14 protein-coding genes are annotated in these 17609 nt (G+C 69.4%); 10 read left to right on the top strand and 4 right to left on the bottom strand.

The window, feature by feature from the left end; all coding sequences use genetic code 11:
• Positions 1-97 precede the first annotated feature (97 nt).
• The 4 genes from BLU09_RS10035 to serA all read left to right on the top strand — a co-directional run bounded on the left by BLU09_RS10035 (position 98) and on the right by serA (position 6817).
• Positions 98-1741 (top strand): trypsin-like serine peptidase, encoded by a 1644-nt coding sequence (locus tag BLU09_RS10035; RefSeq protein ID WP_090488619.1) that lies wholly within the window; start codon positions 98-100, stop codon positions 1739-1741.
• Positions 1742-1921: 180 nt separating this feature from the next.
• Entirely contained in the window at positions 1922-2269 is a 348-nt protein-coding gene (locus tag BLU09_RS10030) for a hypothetical protein (protein ID WP_228557752.1), read from the top strand.
• 3 nt (positions 2270-2272) lie between these two features.
• Positions 2273-5494, top strand: a complete 3222-nt coding sequence (locus BLU09_RS10025) for a hypothetical protein (protein WP_090488615.1) — start codon at positions 2273-2275, stop codon at positions 5492-5494.
• A 69-nt stretch (positions 5495-5563) separates the two neighbouring features.
• Positions 5564-6817 (top strand): phosphoglycerate dehydrogenase, encoded by a 1254-nt coding sequence (gene serA, locus BLU09_RS10020; protein ID WP_090488613.1) that lies wholly within the window; start codon positions 5564-5566, stop codon positions 6815-6817.
• A gap of 12 nt (positions 6818-6829) precedes the next feature.
• On the opposite strand, the gene BLU09_RS10015 is transcribed toward serA, so the two are convergent.
• The gene (locus BLU09_RS10015) at positions 6830-8236 is read right to left on the bottom strand and encodes an FAD-binding oxidoreductase (RefSeq protein ID WP_090488611.1); all 1407 of its coding nucleotides are present in this window, start codon (positions 8234-8236) and stop codon (positions 6830-6832) included.
• Between the two features lie 152 nt (positions 8237-8388).
• Here BLU09_RS10015 and BLU09_RS10010 point away from each other — a divergent pair, with 152 nt between their 5' ends.
• The 4 genes from BLU09_RS10010 (at position 8389) to BLU09_RS09995 (ending at position 12784) form a co-directional block, all read left to right on the top strand.
• Entirely contained in the window at positions 8389-8760 is a 372-nt protein-coding gene (locus BLU09_RS10010) for a hypothetical protein (RefSeq protein ID WP_244171593.1), read from the top strand.
• A gap of 30 nt (positions 8761-8790) precedes the next feature.
• Positions 8791-10584 (top strand): hypothetical protein, encoded by a 1794-nt coding sequence (locus tag BLU09_RS10005; RefSeq protein ID WP_244171592.1) that lies wholly within the window; start codon positions 8791-8793, stop codon positions 10582-10584.
• Positions 10585-10856: 272 nt separating this feature from the next.
• Positions 10857-12194 (top strand): carboxypeptidase regulatory-like domain-containing protein, encoded by a 1338-nt coding sequence (locus BLU09_RS10000; protein ID WP_090488604.1) that lies wholly within the window; start codon positions 10857-10859, stop codon positions 12192-12194.
• A gap of 101 nt (positions 12195-12295) precedes the next feature.
• Positions 12296-12784 (top strand): STAS/SEC14 domain-containing protein, encoded by a 489-nt coding sequence (locus tag BLU09_RS09995; protein WP_244171591.1) that lies wholly within the window; start codon positions 12296-12298, stop codon positions 12782-12784.
• A 10-nt stretch (positions 12785-12794) separates the two neighbouring features.
• Here the strand turns inward: BLU09_RS09995 and BLU09_RS09990 are convergent, their stop codons facing one another.
• The 3 genes from BLU09_RS09990 to BLU09_RS09980 all read right to left on the bottom strand — a co-directional run bounded on the left by BLU09_RS09990 (position 12795) and on the right by BLU09_RS09980 (position 15221).
• Positions 12795-13886: a hypothetical protein gene (locus tag BLU09_RS09990; RefSeq protein WP_090488601.1), complete on the bottom strand. Its 1092-nt coding sequence runs from the start codon at positions 13884-13886 to the stop codon at positions 12795-12797.
• 113 nt (positions 13887-13999) lie between these two features.
• Complete coding sequence (locus BLU09_RS09985; protein WP_244171590.1) at positions 14000-14524, bottom strand: hypothetical protein; 525 nt, start codon at positions 14522-14524, stop codon at positions 14000-14002.
• A 1-nt stretch (position 14525) separates the two neighbouring features.
• Complete coding sequence (locus BLU09_RS09980) at positions 14526-15221, bottom strand: carboxypeptidase-like regulatory domain-containing protein (RefSeq protein WP_244171589.1); 696 nt, start codon at positions 15219-15221, stop codon at positions 14526-14528.
• 233 nt (positions 15222-15454) lie between these two features.
• On the opposite strand from BLU09_RS09980, the gene BLU09_RS09975 reads away from it, so the two are divergent.
• The gene (locus BLU09_RS09975) at positions 15455-16840 is read left to right on the top strand and encodes a M28 family metallopeptidase (RefSeq protein WP_090488597.1); all 1386 of its coding nucleotides are present in this window, start codon (positions 15455-15457) and stop codon (positions 16838-16840) included.
• 141 nt (positions 16841-16981) lie between these two features.
• Positions 16982-17608 carry a hypothetical protein gene (locus BLU09_RS09970; protein WP_011556298.1) on the top strand — a complete coding sequence of 209 codons (627 nt, stop codon included), beginning with the start codon at positions 16982-16984 and terminating at the stop codon, positions 17606-17608.
• Position 17609 lies beyond the last annotated feature (1 nt).

Genomic DNA, 17609 nt, shown 5'->3' with positions numbered 1-17609 from the left:
CGCCAGCAGACAGCAGGAACGCCTTTTTTCACATATATTGCGGCAGCCCGCCCCCGACGGGGCTGGGCCTCACATCTCCCGTAGGAGTGGTTGTCTCATGCGTATCCCCCGGACCGACGCCCGCAGGAAGCTGCTCGGCGCGCTGTTGTGTACCTTCTCCGTCGCGGCCTGTGGACCGGCTCCGGAGGGCGAGCCCGCTGGCAGCGGCTCCACCGAGCAGCCCGTCGTCTATGGCAACGACGACCGGATGGACGTGTACGCGCACCCCGACGCCACCCTGCGGCAGTACGCCATGCAGGCCAGCGCCGTCATGGTCGACCCCTTCGAGATTGACGACTCGGACCCCAACAACGTCGTCTTCACCAGCCTCACGCTGGGCGAGTATGGCAACCTCTGCCCGGGCCAGCGCTTCATCGACGACCCGTCGCCCGGCTACTGCTCGGGCACGCTCATCGACGATGACCTCCTGCTGACCGCCGGCCACTGCGTGGAAACCGCGGCCGACTGCAGGGACTTCAAGTGGGCCTTCAACTTCTACCGGCCCGACGCGAACTCGGTGCAGACCATGACCACGCAGGACATCTTCAGCTGCAAGGAGATTGTCGTGCGGCGGGACAACACCTCCGGCGGCCGCACGCTGGACTACGCCATCATCCGCCTGGACCGTCCGGCGGCGCCGCGCTTCACGCCCGCGCCCATCCGCCCGGGCAACGCCGCCATGACGACGGGCGCCAACGTGGCCGTCATCGGCTCGGGCAGCGGCATCCCGCTCAAGATTGACGCGGGTGGCATCGTCCGCAATGGCCGCGCCAGCACCCTGGACTACTTCACCGCCACCACCGACACCTTCGGCGGCAACTCCGGCTCGGCCGTCTACGACATGTCCAGCCACACCATCGCCGGCATCCTGGTGCGCGGCGAAACGGACTACGTCATTCAGGGCAGCTGCTACGTCGTGAACGAGTGCAGCCAGAACGGCACGGACTGCGGCGGCGAGGACATCACCTACGTCCGCCCGGCCATCGAGGCGTTCTGCGCCGCCCACACCAGCGTCCGGCTGTGCAACACCACGCCGCCGCCGCCGACGTCCTTCGACTTCACGGCCAGCAACACCCAGAACGCCACCGTGAACACCACCCGCCACATGGTGGAGCTCACCGCCGGCCAGAGCATCACCGTGGGCACCTGCGGCCTGACGGGCGCCAGCGCCACCGGTGACACGTGGCTGCGCGTCAATGGCCCCAGCGGCATCGAGGTCGCCTCCAACGATGATGGCTGCGCCACGGGCCGCGGCTCCAAGGTGACCTTCACCGCCGGCGCGGCTGGGAACTACGAAATCATCGCGGGCTGCTACGGCAACACCAGCTGCAGCGGCACGGTGGCGTGGACCATTGGCACGGCGACGCCGCCGGCCACCTCCGGCACGTTCAACTACAGCTCGGTCAACTCCGACAGCGCGCGGCAGAACACCACCAACGAGAACGTCACCCTCACGGCCGGCCAGAGCCTCTCCTTCGGCACCTGCAACGTGGCGGGCGCCTCCGGCACGGGTGACTCGTTCATCCGCCTGTACAACGCCGCCGGCACGCAGGTGAAGTTCAACGACGACGGCGCCGGTTGCGGCTCGCTGTCCCACGCCACCTACACGGTGCCGGCGGGCGCGGGCGGCACGTATCAGATCCGCGCGGGCTGCTACGGCAACACCAGCTGCAGCGGCACGGTGGGCTGGACCGTCCAGTAGTCACGTTCCACCGACGAGGTGGGCACCGCGGGGCGTGTCACTCTTCACGGAGTGGCCGCCCTGCTGTCGCATCTGGCCACCCGCTCGCGGTTGAAGGTCCTCCCCGCAAAGCGTTAAAATCCACACATTCGGCCGTTCGGTCCCGGAGCGTGCGTGGTCCTGAGGATTCGCCCCGAACAGATGGCGTGCCTCGACACCTCGGTACGCGGCGCCTACGTGAGCAGCGTGGTGCGCTTCCTGAGGACGCAGCTCCCTCGGGAGAGCGCGGACCTGAAGGAGCGGGAGCTGCGCGCGCGGGCCGAGCGCGGCATCGACGCCGCGGCCCGGCATGGCATCACCGCGCGCTGGGACGTGGCCCGCTTCATCGCCTGTCAGCTCTGCCTGGGCGAGCACTTCGACACGGACCCGGCCCATGCCTGGCCCCAGGCCGTGCTCGCGCGGCCGTACCTCACGCCTTCCCGGAAGATGGACTGGATTGAGCGCCACTACCTGCGGCCCCGCCGCGGGCGCTCCCCCACCGTGCCCTGACCCATGCCCTACCTTCCCCTGCGCTGCGACTGGACGCACTTCGCTCCTTCCCAGGAGACGCTCGCCGTCACCTACGACCCGCCGGATGAAGGACGGCTCGTCTCCGTCCAGTTGGAGGTGCGCGACTACGCGGACGCCCTCGTGTACCGCTCGGACGCACTCGATTGCCGCGGCGGCCCGGCGGCCATCACCTGGTCGGGCGCGCTGAACGTGGGCAATGACGCCGTCCAGGAACCCTTCGCCACGCCGCTGAGAGCGCCCTACACGCTCCGGGTCGAAGCCGTCATCGCAGCGGATGCGCGCGAGGACCTGCGCCAGCCCGAGGACCTGCCCAACACCGAGCTGGGCAGCGTGGCGCCCTGCGAGTCCCGGCGCGACGAATCACTCCCGGAGGAAGAAGCGAGGGAGCTGCCGCCCCCGCCCCCCACCACCGCGCGGGTCAACGTCCTCTACCATTCGGTGGAGGTCGTCCGCGGCCCCTGGCTGGCCACCGGCGAGGTGTTCGTCCGGGGCACCGCCGCCAGCATCTGCCACAAGCTCAACCAACTCGGGTACTACGCCGGCCCTCCGGCACGCGCGGCGGCCACCACGGACCTGCTGGACAAGGCCAAGGAGCGCTTCCGTCGCAACCACGGCGACCTGCGAATCATCGCCGCGCCCACGAACGACGACTTCGAGAACGCGCTGGACGGCGCGCTGGGGCACGCCCATGGCGCACGGCCGACGCTGGTCGACGACCAGAGCAACCCTGTCCCGGAAGGCACCGCGATTCCCGGAGGGAATGGAGCGCCGCTGCGCGTCTACGTGGAGGCCGTGGGCTTCGACGAGGACCTCGCCAACCAGACCGACGAGTTCATGCGGCAGATTCCTCCCAACCGGGGCAACGCCGCCATCGACTGGAGCACGCTGCACAACAAAACGAGGAGCGAGGCCGGCAAGCTCAACCGCCCGCTCGTGCCGCTCGAAGCGGTCATCTACCTCAAGGGCCATGATGGAAGCCGCGTCGCCGCCCCCCAGGCCGTGGGCGCGGTGAGGGTGGACTGGTCCGCGCTCGAGCCGGGCGAGGACGTGTCACACCTGCCCTTGAACCACGACCTGCACTTGGGAACCCGGGCCTACGTCAACCGCGTCCTCGGTAGCGACTTCGTCGACCTCGCGGGTGACGGTGGCACGAACTGCCCCGTGGACTACGGCGGCATCCGCACCCAGGACGGCAACTTCCGCAACCCCTTCTGGCGGGAGCCCCAGTCCTATGCCCCGTATGCAGCGCCCACGGAGGACGCCAGGGCCAGGAAGCTCTGGGTCCCCGCCTTCACGGACGGCGCCGCGCATCCGAACCGCGTGGGTCGCTCAGGCATCTACTTCCAGCCGTCACTGATTGCCGGCGACCGATACCAGGTGCGCGCGCGGCTCAGCTACGCGGGCCGCGGCAATGCCATGCAGCTCGAGGCCGCCAACCCCGTCTGCCAGTACGAGACGAAGCCCATCGTCGTCTGGCGCCGGGTGGAGGTCTTCGGCATCGTGGGATGGCCGCTGCGCAACCACGGGAACCTGCCGCAGAAGTGCCGGGACCGCTATGCGGAGGCCTACCTGGAGGTCGACTTCTCCTACACGCAGTACCGGCGCATCTCCCAGGTCATCAACGACACGGACTATTCGGACTGGTTCACCCACATCCGGACGCACGTCAAGCCGTCCGTCGCCAGCGTCGTCGGCCTGCTGGACACCACGCACGTGCATGACGCCAGCCCCGTCGTGCGGCTCCGCCCTGACGTGGAACTCAGCGCCAACCAGAAGAACAACATCTGGTTTTTCGTCAGCGACATGTTCAACGAGCTGGTCAGCACGGCGAACGTCCGCAGCGCCGGCGGATTCCTGCTGTCGCGCATCTCCGACAGACTCCGCATCGGGGATGCCCCCTGCGGCGGCATCGTCATGCTCGAATACAAGCTGTCGGATGACATCGTGGACGCGCTCGAGACGTCGGACGCCGGAGAGGTGCCCACGACCTCCAACGGCAACGGCGACCTGCTGGGCATCATCGACCAGAGCGTGGATGCGAACCCCGACTTCGTCTTCACCCACGAGGTGGGCCACTGCTTCTGGTTGACCCACCACGAGGCCTCCTCGGGCGTGGTTCCCCAGCACCACGACCCGCTCGACCACAACTGCATGATGAGCTACCCCGACTGGGAGCAGAAACGGCCGCAATACCCGCATCATGCGCCGGCCCGCTTCGACCCGCACTTCTGCGGCAAGTGCAACCTCAAGCTGCGGGGCTGGGACATCACCCACGACGACATCCTGGCGCTCGACCCGCCCGCGCCGGTCGACCAGCTCAGCACCCTCTTCTATTACGACCGCGCGGACCCCGAGCTGCAGTGGAACGTCGAGATGGGGCACGTGCGCAACGCCTTCGCCCTGGCCTCGCGGGGTCCGTTCCGTGAGCGCTTCTTCGACCGGGACGCGAACTTCGACACCTGGGTGAACCAGCTCGGCGACTGCGACATCTACCACCACGTCACCCACGGGAACGTGCGCTGCTCGAAGCACGCCGTGCGCCTCGCGTCCATGGACATGGCCTATCCCCGCTACCCGACGTGGTGCAGGAACGACCGGTCCAAGGTGGAGAGTCTGGCGACCCGGGAGGAGGAGCTCTGCGTGGAGACCGGCTTCGACCCGGTCGCGCTCACCCAGTGGGCGAAGGAGTCACTCATCATGCCGAAGCTGGGCTGGAGCCTCTTGAGCCCCGACCACACGCTGAGAAGCGTCATCCAGTGGACCGTGGACGACAACGACAGCAGCCGCGACGTCGAGTTCACCTACGAGGCCATCGAGCAGGCCTTCAAGCGCGGCAAGAAGCCGCCCCGGCTGCTCGCCTTCTTCAGCTCGTGCCTGATTGGCTGGGAGCATCACTTCGCCCGGCTCTTCATCAACCATGGAACGCCCTATGTCATCGCGTTCCGCAGCCGCTACCAGACCTCCCAGGCCCTGCCCTTCAGCCAGGAGTTCTACCGCATCCTGGCCCTGAGCAAGCTCGAGCCCCAATTCATCCACCGCGCGTTCCAGACCGCGGCGACGGGCCACCCCCACGCCGAGCCCTGCCTGTTCACGAAGGACCACATCGTCCGCTGCGTCGCGAAGACCAAGGCGGGCGAGGCGGAGTTCCACGACGTCAAGTGGGACTCCAAGGAGTTCTACGAGCCGCGCTTCCCCACGCAATGACGCATGGTCCTCAAGCGAGCCCCACCCCACCCTTGACAGTCCCCAGCCCCAGGTCTAACGCAAGGCGCCATGAGCACTCCCCAGTTCCCGCCCTCTCCGACGCGCGCCATCAGCAGTGACGGCCCCTTCCGAGCCCTGCTGCTGGAGAACATCCACCCGTCCGCGGGCGAGATGCTGGCCGCCGAGGGCTTCCAGGTGGAGCGCGTCTCGTCCGCCCTCAAGCCGGACGAGCTGGCGGAGCGGCTGAAGGGGGTGCACCTGCTGGGCATCCGCAGCAAGACGACGGTGCCGCTCGCGGCGCTGGAGCACGCGGAGAACCTGCTGGCCATCGGGGCCTTCTGCATCGGCACCAACCAGGTGGACCTGACGTCCGCCAACACGCACGGCATCCCCGTCTTCAACGCGCCCTTCAGCAACACGCGCAGCGTGGCGGAGATGGTGATTGCGGAAGTCATCGTCCTGACGCGGCAGCTCTTCGAGCGCAGCCGGGAGGTCCACGCGGGCCAGTGGCGCAAGGTGGCCACCGGCAGCCATGAGGTGCGCGGCAAGACGCTGGGCATCATCGGCTATGGCCACATCGGCTCGCAGCTGGGCGTCATCGCCGAGGCGCTGGGCATGCGCGTCCTCTACTTCGACGTGATGACCAAGCTGCCGCTGGGCAACGCGCAGCCAGCCATCACCCTGGAGGAGCTGCTCGGCGCTTCCGACTTCGTCACCCTCCACGTGCCCGCGCTGCCCACCACGCACATGATGATGGGCGCCGAGCAGATTGCCCAGATGAAGAAGGGCGCCTGCCTCATCAACGCCAGCCGAGGCACGGTGGTGGACATCGACGCGCTGGCGCGGGCGCTCAAGTCCCAGCACCTGGGCGGCGCCGCGGTGGACGTCTACCCGGAGGAGCCGGAGAGCAACTCGGACGGCTTCGTCACCGCGCTCCAGGGCCTGCCCAACGTGGTCCTCACGCCGCACATCGGCGGGTCCACGGAAGAGGCGCAGGCCTCCATCGGCAAGGAGGTGGCCACCAGCCTGCTGAAGTACTTCAAGGCGGGCGCCAGCACGGGCGCGGTCAACTTCCCGAACATCGAGTCGCCGCTCATCCCGGGCACGCACCGCATCCTCAACGTGCACCGCAACATCCCGGGCGTGCTGCGCGACATCAACCGCATCGTCTCCGACCTCAACGCCAACATCCACGCCCAGGTGCTCAGCACGGACGCCAACATCGGCTACCTGCTGATGGACCTGGACCAGGACGTGTCCACCCCGGTGTGCGACGCCATCGCCGGGCTGGAGACGGACATCAAGACGCGCATCCTGTCCTGACGTCCGGCGCCCTCAGGCATCCACGACCTTGCCCGGGTTGAGGATGCATCGAGGGTCCAGCGCCCGCTTGAGGGTGCGCAGCAAGGCCAGCTCCGCCGGCGCGCGTGAGTAGCCCAGGTAGTCCTTCTTCAGCAGGCCGACGCCGTGCTCGGCGGAGATGCTTCCGCCGTGCTTCTGCACCAGCGCGAACATGGTGGGGTCCGCCTGCTTCGTGTGGGCCAGGAACTCCGCCTTGTCCATGGCGTCCGGCTTCATCACGTTGACGTGCAGGTTGCCGTCGCCGATGTGGCCGAAGAGGCAGATTTCCCAGCCCGGGTAGCGCGCGCTGAAGATGGCCTCCAGCTCCGCGCAGAAGGCCTCCAGCCCCGCAACCGGCAGGGAGATGTCGTTCTTGTGCGGCAGGCCGGTGGCGGAGAGGCTCTCGCTGATGCCCTCGCGCAGCGCCCACAGCTCGGCCGCCTGCGCCGCGCCCTGGGCCTGGACGCCGTCCGTCACCAGCTCGCGTTCGAAGAGCGAGCCCAACCAGCCCTCCACCGCGGCGGCGTCCTTCGCCTCCGCCTCCAGCAGCACGTAGCACTCGCTGGGCGTCTCGAAGGGCGGGCGCAGCTTGCGGTGGCGGCCCAGGCGCGCCATGCACCGGTCGGTGAAGAACTCGTAGGCGGAGATGCTGAAGGCGTTCTGCCGGCGCGCGTCGCGGAACAACCGCAGCACGGCCGCCACGTCCGGCACCGCGAAGAGGAACACGTCCTGCTTGCCGGGGAGCTGGGTGAGCTTGAGGGTGGCCTCGGTGATGACGCCCAGGGTGCCCTCGCTGCCGATGAAGAGCTGGCGCAGGTCCGTGCCGGTGTTGTTCTTCTCCAGCGCGCCATTGAGCTCCAGCACCTCCCCCTGGGCGGTGACGACCTGGAGCCCCAGCACCCACTGGCGCGTGAGGCCGTAACGGATGACCTTCACCCCGCCCGCGTTGGTGGCGATGTTGCCACCCACCGTGCTGGAGCCCTTGGAGGCGAAGTCCACCGGCCAGGTGAGGCCGTGCTCCGCACAGTGGTGATGGACGGCCTCCGTCACCGCGCCCGCCTGCACACGCACCGTATTGCCGAGCAGGTCCACCGGCCCCATGCGCGTCATGCGCTGGAGGGACAGGACCAGCTCGCCCCGGGCCGCCACCGCGCCGCCTGCCAGCCCGGTGCGACCGCCGGAGGGCACCACGGCGATGTGATGCTGGTGGCACAGGGCGAGCAGCCGGGAGACCTCGTCCGTCGTCCGGGGAAGCGCCACGGCGGCGGGGGCGGGCGCGTAGACGCGCGTCCAATCGCGGCCGTACTCCTGGAGTTCCCCAGGCTCCCGGGTGAGGAAGTCTACGGGGAAGCCCTCGGTGATGGCCTGGAGGAAGTCGGCGGGGAGCGCGGCGGTGGACATGCCTCTAGGCGTATTGCAGCCAGACGGCTGTGACAAGGTGCAGCACGGGGCGCGTTGGCGCCGAACCCGCCAAGGAATCGAATGGAGGGCGTATAGGGCGTGGGCCCATGGCGGAATCCGCCCGTTTTCAGCCCCTCCGCGAGGAACCCCTTATGCCGAAGTCCCTGTCCCGGCGAATCCAGGCCTTTTCCATGCTCGCGGCCGTTGCCCTGGCTCCGACCGCGCTCGCGGAACAGGCAACAGTGGGCCAACCCTATGTCTTCACGACAGTGGACGACTACACCATCAGGCTCGATGGCAACGTTGAAGTCACGGGGGTGCTCCAAGGTGAAGCGGCTCCTCGGACCGTGACCTTTCGGGTGACACATGGCTCGGAAGAGAATTTCCAGGTGCTTGGTGGCCGCTGCGACCGGATGGCCCTGCTCACCATGGCGAAGCCCGGCGTCTACCTGTTCACGATGTCGGTAGAAGCGCAGACGAATTACTACCGTCAGTTCGCCTGCAAGCTGACCCGCCTCCCATAGCGCCACACGCGGATGGCACGAACGGCGCCCATGGGGACGAACCGAAAGACGTGGCTGGTGTTGACGCTGACCGTGGCGGGACTCCTCGCGGGGTGTTCTCCGGAAGCAGGCCCCACGGAAGAGGACACGGACGGGGACGGTGTCGCGGACGCGGCGGACTGCGCACCCGGCGATGCGAGCCGGTGGCGGCTCCTGGAAGGCTCCGCGGACGATGACCGCGACGGCGTGGGCGCTGGCGCGATGCGCGAGGTCTGCGCCGGCGAGCGCCTCCCCGAAGGCTGGAGTCAGCAGAGCGGCGACTGCGCTCCGGGCGACGCGACCCGCTGGCGGGAGCGGGCCGGGCTCTATCCTGACCAGGATGGCGACGGAGCGACCGCGGAAGGCCCGGTGACGGGCTGCGTGGGAGAGCCTCTCGTGGGCTACCGCGAGCAACCCGGCGCGCCGGACTGCGACGACAACGCCCCCCGCTTCGCCGCATCCATCCAGCTCTGGCCGGACGCGGACTTCGACGGCATCGGCAACGGCGAGCCCATCTCCCACTGCGCGGGCATGGACCTGCCCCGGGGCTACGCGGCAGTCGACGGCGACTGCGCGCCCGACGACCGCGCGCGCTCGACGTGGCGCGACTACACCCACCGGGACGCGGACGGCGACGGCTTCACCGTGCCCGAGGAAGGCCGGGTCTGCTCCGGCATGACCCTGCCCGCCGGCTACGCCCTGGAGGCGCGCGGCCTGGACTGCGACGACACGAACGCCGCATGGTGGCAGGAGCGCACCGTCTACGCGGATGCGGACGGAGACGGCTTCGGCAGTGGTGACCCCGTCATGCGATGCACGGGCCGCACGGCGCCACCCGGCTACGCGCTGGACTCCGTTGACTGCGCGCCGGAGGACGCCACGCTGTGGCAGTGGCGCTCCTATGCCCACCGGGACTTGGACGGTGACGGCGACACGGTGCCCGAACAGGGCGTGACCTGCAGCGGCGCGGCGCTTCCTCCGGGCTATGCCCAGTGGCCCACCGGTCATGACTGCGACGACCGCGATGCCACCGTCATGGTGACCTGGCATGTGTATTCCGACGATGACGGGGACAGCTTCGGCGCGGGCACGCGGCAGACCTTCTGCGCGGGTCGGCAGATTCCCTTTGGGTACTCGGCGGTGAACACCGACTGCGACGACACGGCCCCCCTCCGCTGGAGGCTCCTGGCCTACTCGCACCGGGATGCGGACGGTGACAGCTTCACCGCGCCGGAAGAGGGCACGGTGTGCTCGGGCATGGCGCTGCCGCCCGGCCATGCCACCACACCACGAGGGAACGACTGCGACGACGCGGACCGGAGCGTCCACACCACGCTCCAGGCATGGACGGATGCGGACGGGGACGGCGTGGGCGAGGGAGACGCGGTCGCGCTGTGCACGGATGGCACGGTGCCCGCGCCGTGGTCGGCCCAGGGGACGGACTGCGCGGTGGAAGACGCGGCGCGCTGGCGACAGGTGGCCTACGCACATGTGGACCGGGACGCGGATGGGCACACCCAACCCGAGGCCGGAACCCTGTGCACCGGTGCGTCACTTCCCGCTCCCTACTTCACCCAGGCCACGGGTAACGATTGCGATGACACGGACGCCGCGCGCTACCGGAGGGTCGTTCTCTACCCCGACGTGGATGGCGACGGCGTGGGGACCTCGCCCCGCACGACTCCCTGCATCGGCGCACAGACACCCCTGGGCTTCTCCCTCAAGGGCTACGACGTGGACGACTCGGACGCGTCCATCCAGGAGGACCCCGAGGACGACCTGATGTTGGAACTCATCCTCGACTAGGCGCGGACGCTGGCAACGCCAGACGCATTCTGAATAACAATTCCCAGTGGGCGACAGGTCGCTGCCACAGGCTTTATTCCTCGTCGAAGGCCTCCTCCTCCCGCCCGAGGAGCGCCTCCCCCGCACACACTGGAATCCCGATGATGCGTCTCGCAAGAACCTCATGGCTCTGGGCCCTCCTCCTGGTCCTTTCCGCCTGCACCCCTGACAGTCCCACCCCCACGCCCGACGCCGGCACACCGCCACACGACGCAGGGACACAGCTCGGCCGCGTGACGGGGCAGGCCCTCCTCGAAGGGGAGAGCCACCATGAGGGCACCACCGTCATCCTCTCCGGCGTGCGCGACAGCGTGACCACGGACGCGCAAGGCCGCTTCACGTTCGACAACGTCCCCCCGGGAACGCACACCGTGGAGGCCCATCGGAGCAACTACGAGCAGGCCGGGAACACGCTGGAGGTCCAACCGGGTCAGACGACGTCGGTCGACCTGTCGCTGAGCCGCCGCCAGGAAGCCCTGGTGCTCCAGGCGCCCGCCCTCACCGTGCAGCGGGGCCACCTGAAGCTCACCGGCTCCGGCTTCGGCGAGGCGCGTGGCACCTCCCGCGTCTCCATCGGCGGCGTGGACGCCGAGGAATACCTGTCCTGGTCGGACACCGAGGTGGTGGTGCGCGTGCCGGGGAGCCTCGTGCCCGGCGAGCAGGAGGTCGTCGTCACGCCTGGCGTGGATTGGAAGCCCGCCGCCACCGCGTCGCTGCGAGTGCTCCGGCAGCGGACCCTCGCGCATGCGGCCGACTGGGGCATTGGCGTCCTGCCGAACAACACCGTCACCGTCTGGGGCTCGGCCGACTCCCTGAATGATGTCACTCCGACGCCAGCAGGGCTTTCCGATGTCGTGAGCGTGGGCGCGGGGATGTCCTTCGCCGTGGCCCTGCAGGCGGATGGAACCGTCGTCAAGTGGGGAGGCCCCGACCCCGTCCCGGTGCCCGCGGGCCTGTCGGACGTCGTGGACATCAGCGCGAACGGAGTCCTGGTCCTCGCGCTCAAGCGGGATGGGACGGTCGTGGCCATCGGCGCGGAAACCGACCCGCAGACGCATGTCCCTGAAGGGCTTCAGGACGTGGTCGCGGTGTCCGCGGGGGCGTACCACGGCATGGCGCTCAAGGCGGATGGCACCCTCACCGTCTGGGGGCAGGACGTGTTCGACCTCCTCGCCGTCCCGGCGGACCTGGACGACGCAGTGGCCATCGCCAACACGAGCAGCAGCGCGCTGGCGCTGCGGGCGGACGGGACCGCGGCCGTCTGGGGATTTGGCGCGGCGTACTACGACCTCGCGCTCACCCCGGACCTCAGCGACGTCGTGGAGGTCGCGGCAGGCGAACACCACTACATGGCGCTCCGGTCCAACGGCACCGTCGTCGCCTGGGGGAACGGCGCCTATGGCCAGACGACGCTCCCTGCGGGATTGACGGATGTCGCCGCCGTCGCGGGCCAGGCCTTCAACAAGAGCCTGGCGCTCCGGCACAACGGCACCATCGCGGCCTGGGGAGACACCACCTCTGCCTGGACCCTGCCTCCGCCGGGCCTGGTCCTCCGCGTCCCTGCCCGGTAGCCCCAAGCCGCTCCTCCGGCGCCCTCACCTCGGACGCCGGAGCGACAAGTATTCCAAGGAATACAGGTTGCACATGGAGTCATGCGGAGGAACACTCCGGCATGCTCGCAATCCAACGGAGAGACGCGGCGATGACAGCTCCCGTCCAGCTCGACGCGCCCGACATCCAGGATGTGGTGCGGAGCCGAACGTTGGGGCTGGCATATGTCGGCACGGTGCTGGTGGTGGCGCACAACGCGCAGCCACCGGCCCCCGACGACTGGGCGCGCTACTGCGAGCTCATCGCGCGTCACCAGGACACGGCCACCGGGCAGCTCGTCCTGGCCGAAGGGCCCGGGCCCAATGCCACCCAGCGGCAACAGGCGCTCAACCAGGTGCCCAAGGACTACGTCATTCCGCCCACGGCGGTGTTCACCGAATCCCCACTGGTCCGCGGCGTCGTGACGCTCTTCAACTGGTTCAGTCCCCGGGCCATGCGCGCCTTCATTCCGGGGGACGTCCCGGGCGCCGCGCGGCACCTGGGCTTGAGCGAAGAACAGGTGCGGCGGCTGGTGGACATCGGCAAGACGGTGCGGCCGGAACTGCAGTGACACGCACCGGCTACGGCTGGGTGCCCTGCTGGATGCGCAGCTCCCGGATGCCCTTGAGGATCCGGGGCGCCGTCAGCAGCATGTTCTGGTTGAGGAGCTTTCCATCCACGGGGGTGCAGCTTCCCGACACACAGGCGGTGTACGCGGGGCACGGTGACTCGCACTGGAAGGACTCCGGCGATATCTGGCAGGTCTCCGAGCAGTAGCCGGAGAGGCAGGCCTCGTGCCGCATGCACGGCTGTCCATCTGGGAGCTGGCACAGCTTCGTCGCGCCACACTGCGTGGGCGAATGACATTCGGCGTTGCTGTCACAGCGCCCGTCATCCCGGTTGCATTTGCGCTCCGCGTTGCAGAAGAAGCTGGCGCAGTCGCGGTCGTGCTCGCAGTCCTCTCCCGGCTCGAGGAGACAGACGGACGAGCCCAGCACGTCGGCGCACGTCAGCGCGCCCGGGCAGTCCTCCGGGGAGGCGCAGTCCTTTCCCAGCGGCACCGTGCACCCCACGCCGGGCTCACAGTAGCCGGTGATGCACTGGGAGCCGGCCTCACAGGGCTGGCCTTGCGAGGCCAGGCACACGCCCCCATCGAACTGCTTCGCGCACGTCAGCCCCCTGCCACAATGCCCATCCGGACAGGGGGCCCCGGGGCTGGGCTGCCGCGCCCTGCCCGCGGCGAGCAGGGAGGCCACCGTCCCCAGCAGGATGAACGTCCCCACCGCCATGACAGCCCAGTTCATGGGGAATGCCCTGGCGGCGGGCGGCGAGGAGACCACCTCCACGGTGACGGCGGGCCCCTGCGCGAACCGCGCGTCGGGGCTGTCGCAGTCCTCCACTCGCAGGTGGAAGGTGAAGTGGCCCGGTGGCGTCCCCGCTGGCACGCGGAGCCGGATGAGGATTCGCTGCGCGCCCGTCGGAGGAAAGTCGCGCTGGGTCTCGCCGTCGATGAAGAGCCACTCCCGCCGGGCACCTGCTTCAGGCACCACCGAGAGGCGCGCGCGCACGGGTGCACGCGAGGCGTTGATGACGTGGAAGACGGCCTCCCCCGTCCCGCTGGGGGACAGACGAAGGGTGTCCGTGACTGCGGAGACATCGAAGACGCGAGACATCGACCTGTTCTCTTGGAGGACCGTGCGGCATTGAGCGAGTCAGGCCAGCGCTCCCGCCTCAAGCCCGGCGGTTCCCCCATCGCCCGGCCTGTCGCGGAAGGCTGTCCGTTCCATCATTCACCTCGTCGTCGCGTCCCTGCGGTGGCCACGGGAGGAGGCTCGCTCCGCTCCCTGGCCTCCGACGTGGCTGCCTGAAGGCCCCGCGCCGCCGGGCTCAGCGCATACACCGCGAGCCACTCGGGCCCCACGCCCCACGCATCAGGCGCCGCCGTCTCCGGCCCCGGGCTCCGCGCAGCAAGCGCAGCAGGGACAATCGACACCCGCCCTGCATCCCACGCGTCGAGCGCGGCAGAGACAGTCTCCTCCAGCCCTGCGCCCCACGCATCGGAGACACCGGGAATGGAAGCCACGGGGCCCACGCTCCACGCATCGGGCGCACCGGCGACCGACGCCTTCAGCCGCGCGCTCCACGCATCGGGGAAGGACGCCACGGGCGCCATGCCCCATTCATCAATCCAGGACGTCTCCAGCGTCCCGTGAGCAGGGGTCGGCGCGGTGGCACTCGGTGACGCGGGCACGCGCTCGGCGCCGCGTGGCGTCTCCTCGGAGGTGACAGACGGCGGGTGGCTTTGCGGCATGTCACTCCTCCTTCAACGGCAGGCGGATGAGCAGCGGCTGGGGCTCGGCGGCGAGCACCTCCGAGCCCAGCTCGAGCAGCTCACCCCTGGCGCGCACTTCCAGCCGCCCCAGCGTGGCCACGGGGGGCACGCTGGGAAAACGGAAGCAGCCCTTGGCATCCGTGCGCGTGGTGAGCTTCAACGTGGGCAGTTCGACGAGCGCGCCCGGAATCGGCACGTCCCCCGGGCCGACGACACAGCCCAGCAGCGCCTCCGCGGGCGTCGGCGCGGCCTGGGGCGTGGCGGGAAAGAGCACCCGGTGGATGACGGGCATCGCGCGCTCCCGCCGCACCGGGACGCGCAGGCGGAAGCAGGGACGCGGCGCGGTCCTCAGCCCGGCCCACACCGTGGTGGGCACCGGCGTGAGCTCCACCTCGAAGTCCGCCTCCTCCATGGCCGCGAAGACGAGCTCACCCAGCAGCCGGTGCGCTCGCTCCGGGGACTCCGCCCCCGCGGTGATGACGTAGCAGACCGAAATCTGCAGCGACGCGCGCCCCCCGCCCCCGCCTCGGGCCGGAGGCGCGGGCCCCAGCTCCAGCAGGTACAGGCAGACGCCTCGCTCGAGCGATTCGCGGTCCGGCACGCCCAGGAACACCGGGACATCACCGGCAATGCGGCCCACCCACGCCTTCAAACGTTGATCGACTTCGTCGATCATCCGGACCCCCCGTCCTGGGCCGGTCGACCCGGGCCACTCGCAGCCCGGTGCTTTCCGGACTTGCAACGTGTCACCGGCTTCCAGGTGCAGGTATTGACCGGCGGGGCGGAGCGACGTCCGGCCTTCAACAACCCCCGGCAATCGCAGGGAAAAAGAAGGCACACAACTCTCGGACGGCTGGGACGGATAATTCCAAGACGCGCTACCCCCACGCGCACCGGGACTCCTCCACCATGGCCACGAAAGTCAGCGACAGCCCGCGTCCTCTCCCCTCACTTCCGCCGCGCGCCGCCGTGGCGAAGGACCCCCGGGCCGCCGAGTCCCCGGCGAAGCCCGCCAGCGCGCCTCCTGGTTGGAACGCGGACCGCTTCGAGTCATCGGCCCGCGCGCCCCGACCGCTCGTGTGCACCGTGCCCACGCCGCCGCCCACCGCGCCGGTGGAGCCGGCCCCCGCGCCGGAGCCGGAGGTGGACAGCGTCGCGGTGGACTCGGACCCGATGACGCACATCGCGTACCTGTCCTCGGACGAGCTCCAGGGCCGCGACAGCCCGTCAGCCGGTCTGGATGCCGCGTCGCTGTACGTGCAGCAGCACGTGCAGAAGTACGGCCTCGTCGGCCCCAACACGAACAACCCGGACAACGCCTTCGAGCAGCGCTTCGACGTGTACTCGTTCGCGGGCCGGCCCGGGGTGCGCGGCGAATCGGGCGAGCACGCCCACACGCCGAGCACCTACGGACACGCGCTGTTCGAGGGCGGCTTCTACCTCGACGACAACATGCCCAAGGAGACGCTCGCGCTGCTCAACCAGCAGTACGAGAAGTCGATGAACGCGCGCGGCCTGCCCCTGGCGCCGCCGCGCGAGGGGGCGCGGCGAAGCGTGGAGGAGCTGCGCCAGCTCGCCTCCCCGTCCGGACAGGCGGTGAACACCATGGCGCTGCTGCCGGGCTCGGGGCCGAACAAGGACGAGGTCATCGTGGTGATGGCCCACCTGGACCACGACGGCGTGGACCGGCGCGGCAACGTCCTCAACGGCGCGGACGACAACGCCTCCGGCAGCGCGGTGCTGATGGCGGCGGTGCCGGAGCTGGCGGAGGCGGCCAGGCGCGGCGAGCTGGACCGCTCCGTGCTCTTCCTGTGGACGGGCGCCGAGGAGAAGGGCCTGGTGGGCTCGCAGTACTTCGTGGACCACCCGATTCCGGGGCTCGGCATGGAGGAGATTGCCGGCGTCATCAACGTGGACATGGTGGGCCGCTGGGATGACCAGCGCCTGTCCGTGGTGGACACCAACTCGCGCGGACAGCCCAACTACTTCCGGGACGTGCTGGACCAGGCGAACGCGAAGCTCGATGACCCGTTCGACCGCATCAACCGGGACATCAACGTGTTCCGCGACCGGCAGGACGGTGCGTCCTTCGGGCGCAAGGGCGAGGACGTCCTCTTCATGTTCGAGGGCCTGTCCAACCCCAACGGCGGCGGAGACCTCATCCCCGAGTACCACCGGGCCGACGACGACATCGACCTCATCGTCCGCGACAACGGCGGAGAGAAGCCGCGCCGCATCAAGGATTTGATGGTCAACGTCATCGGGCTCGCCGCCAATCGGACGACAGAGCCCTGAAATACCGGCGGCCCTGGCCGCCAATGTCGGATACCAGCGCCGAAGCGGCCTCTTCCCGCCGTCATTTTCCCTGACGTCGCTTCTTTTTCCGCCCGGTCGCGCGAATGATGGCCACCGGGCCGGAACACGCTGGAACACGACATGACGATGGCGACATCCTCGACGAGACGACAAAGGACATTCCTGCTGGGACGGCACGGCGCGGCGCTCACCTGCGCCCTGGGCCTGGGGGCCGCGACGCCGGCCCTGGCCGACGGGTCGGATACCCCTCACCGCTTTGGCCTCATGCTGGACGCGGGCGCGCCGCACGGCGTGGGCCTGTCCGCGGTGCTGCGGCCGCTGCCGTGGCTGCGCTTGCAAGCGGGCCCCACCACCAACACGCTCAGCTTCGGCTTGCGCGGCGGCCTGAGCATCCTGCCGATGCAGACCTTCCTGGCGCCATCCTTCAACGTGGAGGCGGGGCACTACTTCGGTTCGGACTACAACGACGTGGTGGACTGGCTGGGCGCGACGCCGAGCCGGGCCAGCGCGGCCATTCGCGACGTGACGTACAACTACGTCACCGGCAGCGTGGGCCTGGAGGTGGGCGCGGCCAGCCGCTTCAACTTCTTCCTGCACCTGGGCCTCAGCTACGTGGACCTGGGCGTGGACGACGCGAGCGCCCTGCTCCAGGACGCCACGGATGACCCGGACGTCACCGCGAGGAACCTCTCCGTGCGCGCCACCATGCCCTCCGTGAAGCTGGGCTTCATCCTCTACTTCTTCTGAG

This window comes from Myxococcus virescens (assembly GCF_900101905.1).
Taxonomy (GTDB): Bacteria; Myxococcota; Myxococcia; order Myxococcales; family Myxococcaceae; genus Myxococcus; species Myxococcus virescens.
Note: the sequence above shows the minus strand (reverse complement) of the source record. Positions and strands in the feature narration are given on the sequence as shown.

Excerpts from the sequence above, each read along its gene's own strand:
- BLU09_RS10035 (WP_090488619.1), top strand. The coding sequence starts at position 98 with ATGCGTATCCCCCGGACCGACGCCCGCAGGAAGCTGCTCGGCGCGCTG.
- BLU09_RS10030 (WP_228557752.1), top strand. The coding sequence starts at position 1,922 with ATGGCGTGCCTCGACACCTCGGTACGCGGCGCCTACGTGAGCAGCGTG.
- BLU09_RS10025 (WP_090488615.1), top strand. The coding sequence starts at position 2,273 with ATGCCCTACCTTCCCCTGCGCTGCGACTGGACGCACTTCGCTCCTTCC.
- serA (WP_090488613.1), top strand. The coding sequence starts at position 5,564 with ATGAGCACTCCCCAGTTCCCGCCCTCTCCGACGCGCGCCATCAGCAGT.
- BLU09_RS10015 (WP_090488611.1), bottom strand. The coding sequence starts at position 8,236 with ATGTCCACCGCCGCGCTCCCCGCCGACTTCCTCCAGGCCATCACCGAG.
- BLU09_RS10010 (WP_244171593.1), top strand. The coding sequence starts at position 8,389 with ATGCCGAAGTCCCTGTCCCGGCGAATCCAGGCCTTTTCCATGCTCGCG.
- BLU09_RS10005 (WP_244171592.1), top strand. The coding sequence starts at position 8,791 with ATGGGGACGAACCGAAAGACGTGGCTGGTGTTGACGCTGACCGTGGCG.
- BLU09_RS09995 (WP_244171591.1), top strand. The coding sequence starts at position 12,296 with ATGCTCGCAATCCAACGGAGAGACGCGGCGATGACAGCTCCCGTCCAG.
- BLU09_RS09990 (WP_090488601.1), bottom strand. The coding sequence starts at position 13,886 with ATGTCTCGCGTCTTCGATGTCTCCGCAGTCACGGACACCCTTCGTCTG.
- BLU09_RS09985 (WP_244171590.1), bottom strand. The coding sequence starts at position 14,524 with ATGCCGCAAAGCCACCCGCCGTCTGTCACCTCCGAGGAGACGCCACGC.
- BLU09_RS09980 (WP_244171589.1), bottom strand. The coding sequence starts at position 15,221 with ATGATCGACGAAGTCGATCAACGTTTGAAGGCGTGGGTGGGCCGCATT.
- BLU09_RS09975 (WP_090488597.1), top strand. The coding sequence starts at position 15,455 with ATGGCCACGAAAGTCAGCGACAGCCCGCGTCCTCTCCCCTCACTTCCG.
- BLU09_RS09970 (WP_011556298.1), top strand. The coding sequence starts at position 16,982 with ATGACGATGGCGACATCCTCGACGAGACGACAAAGGACATTCCTGCTG.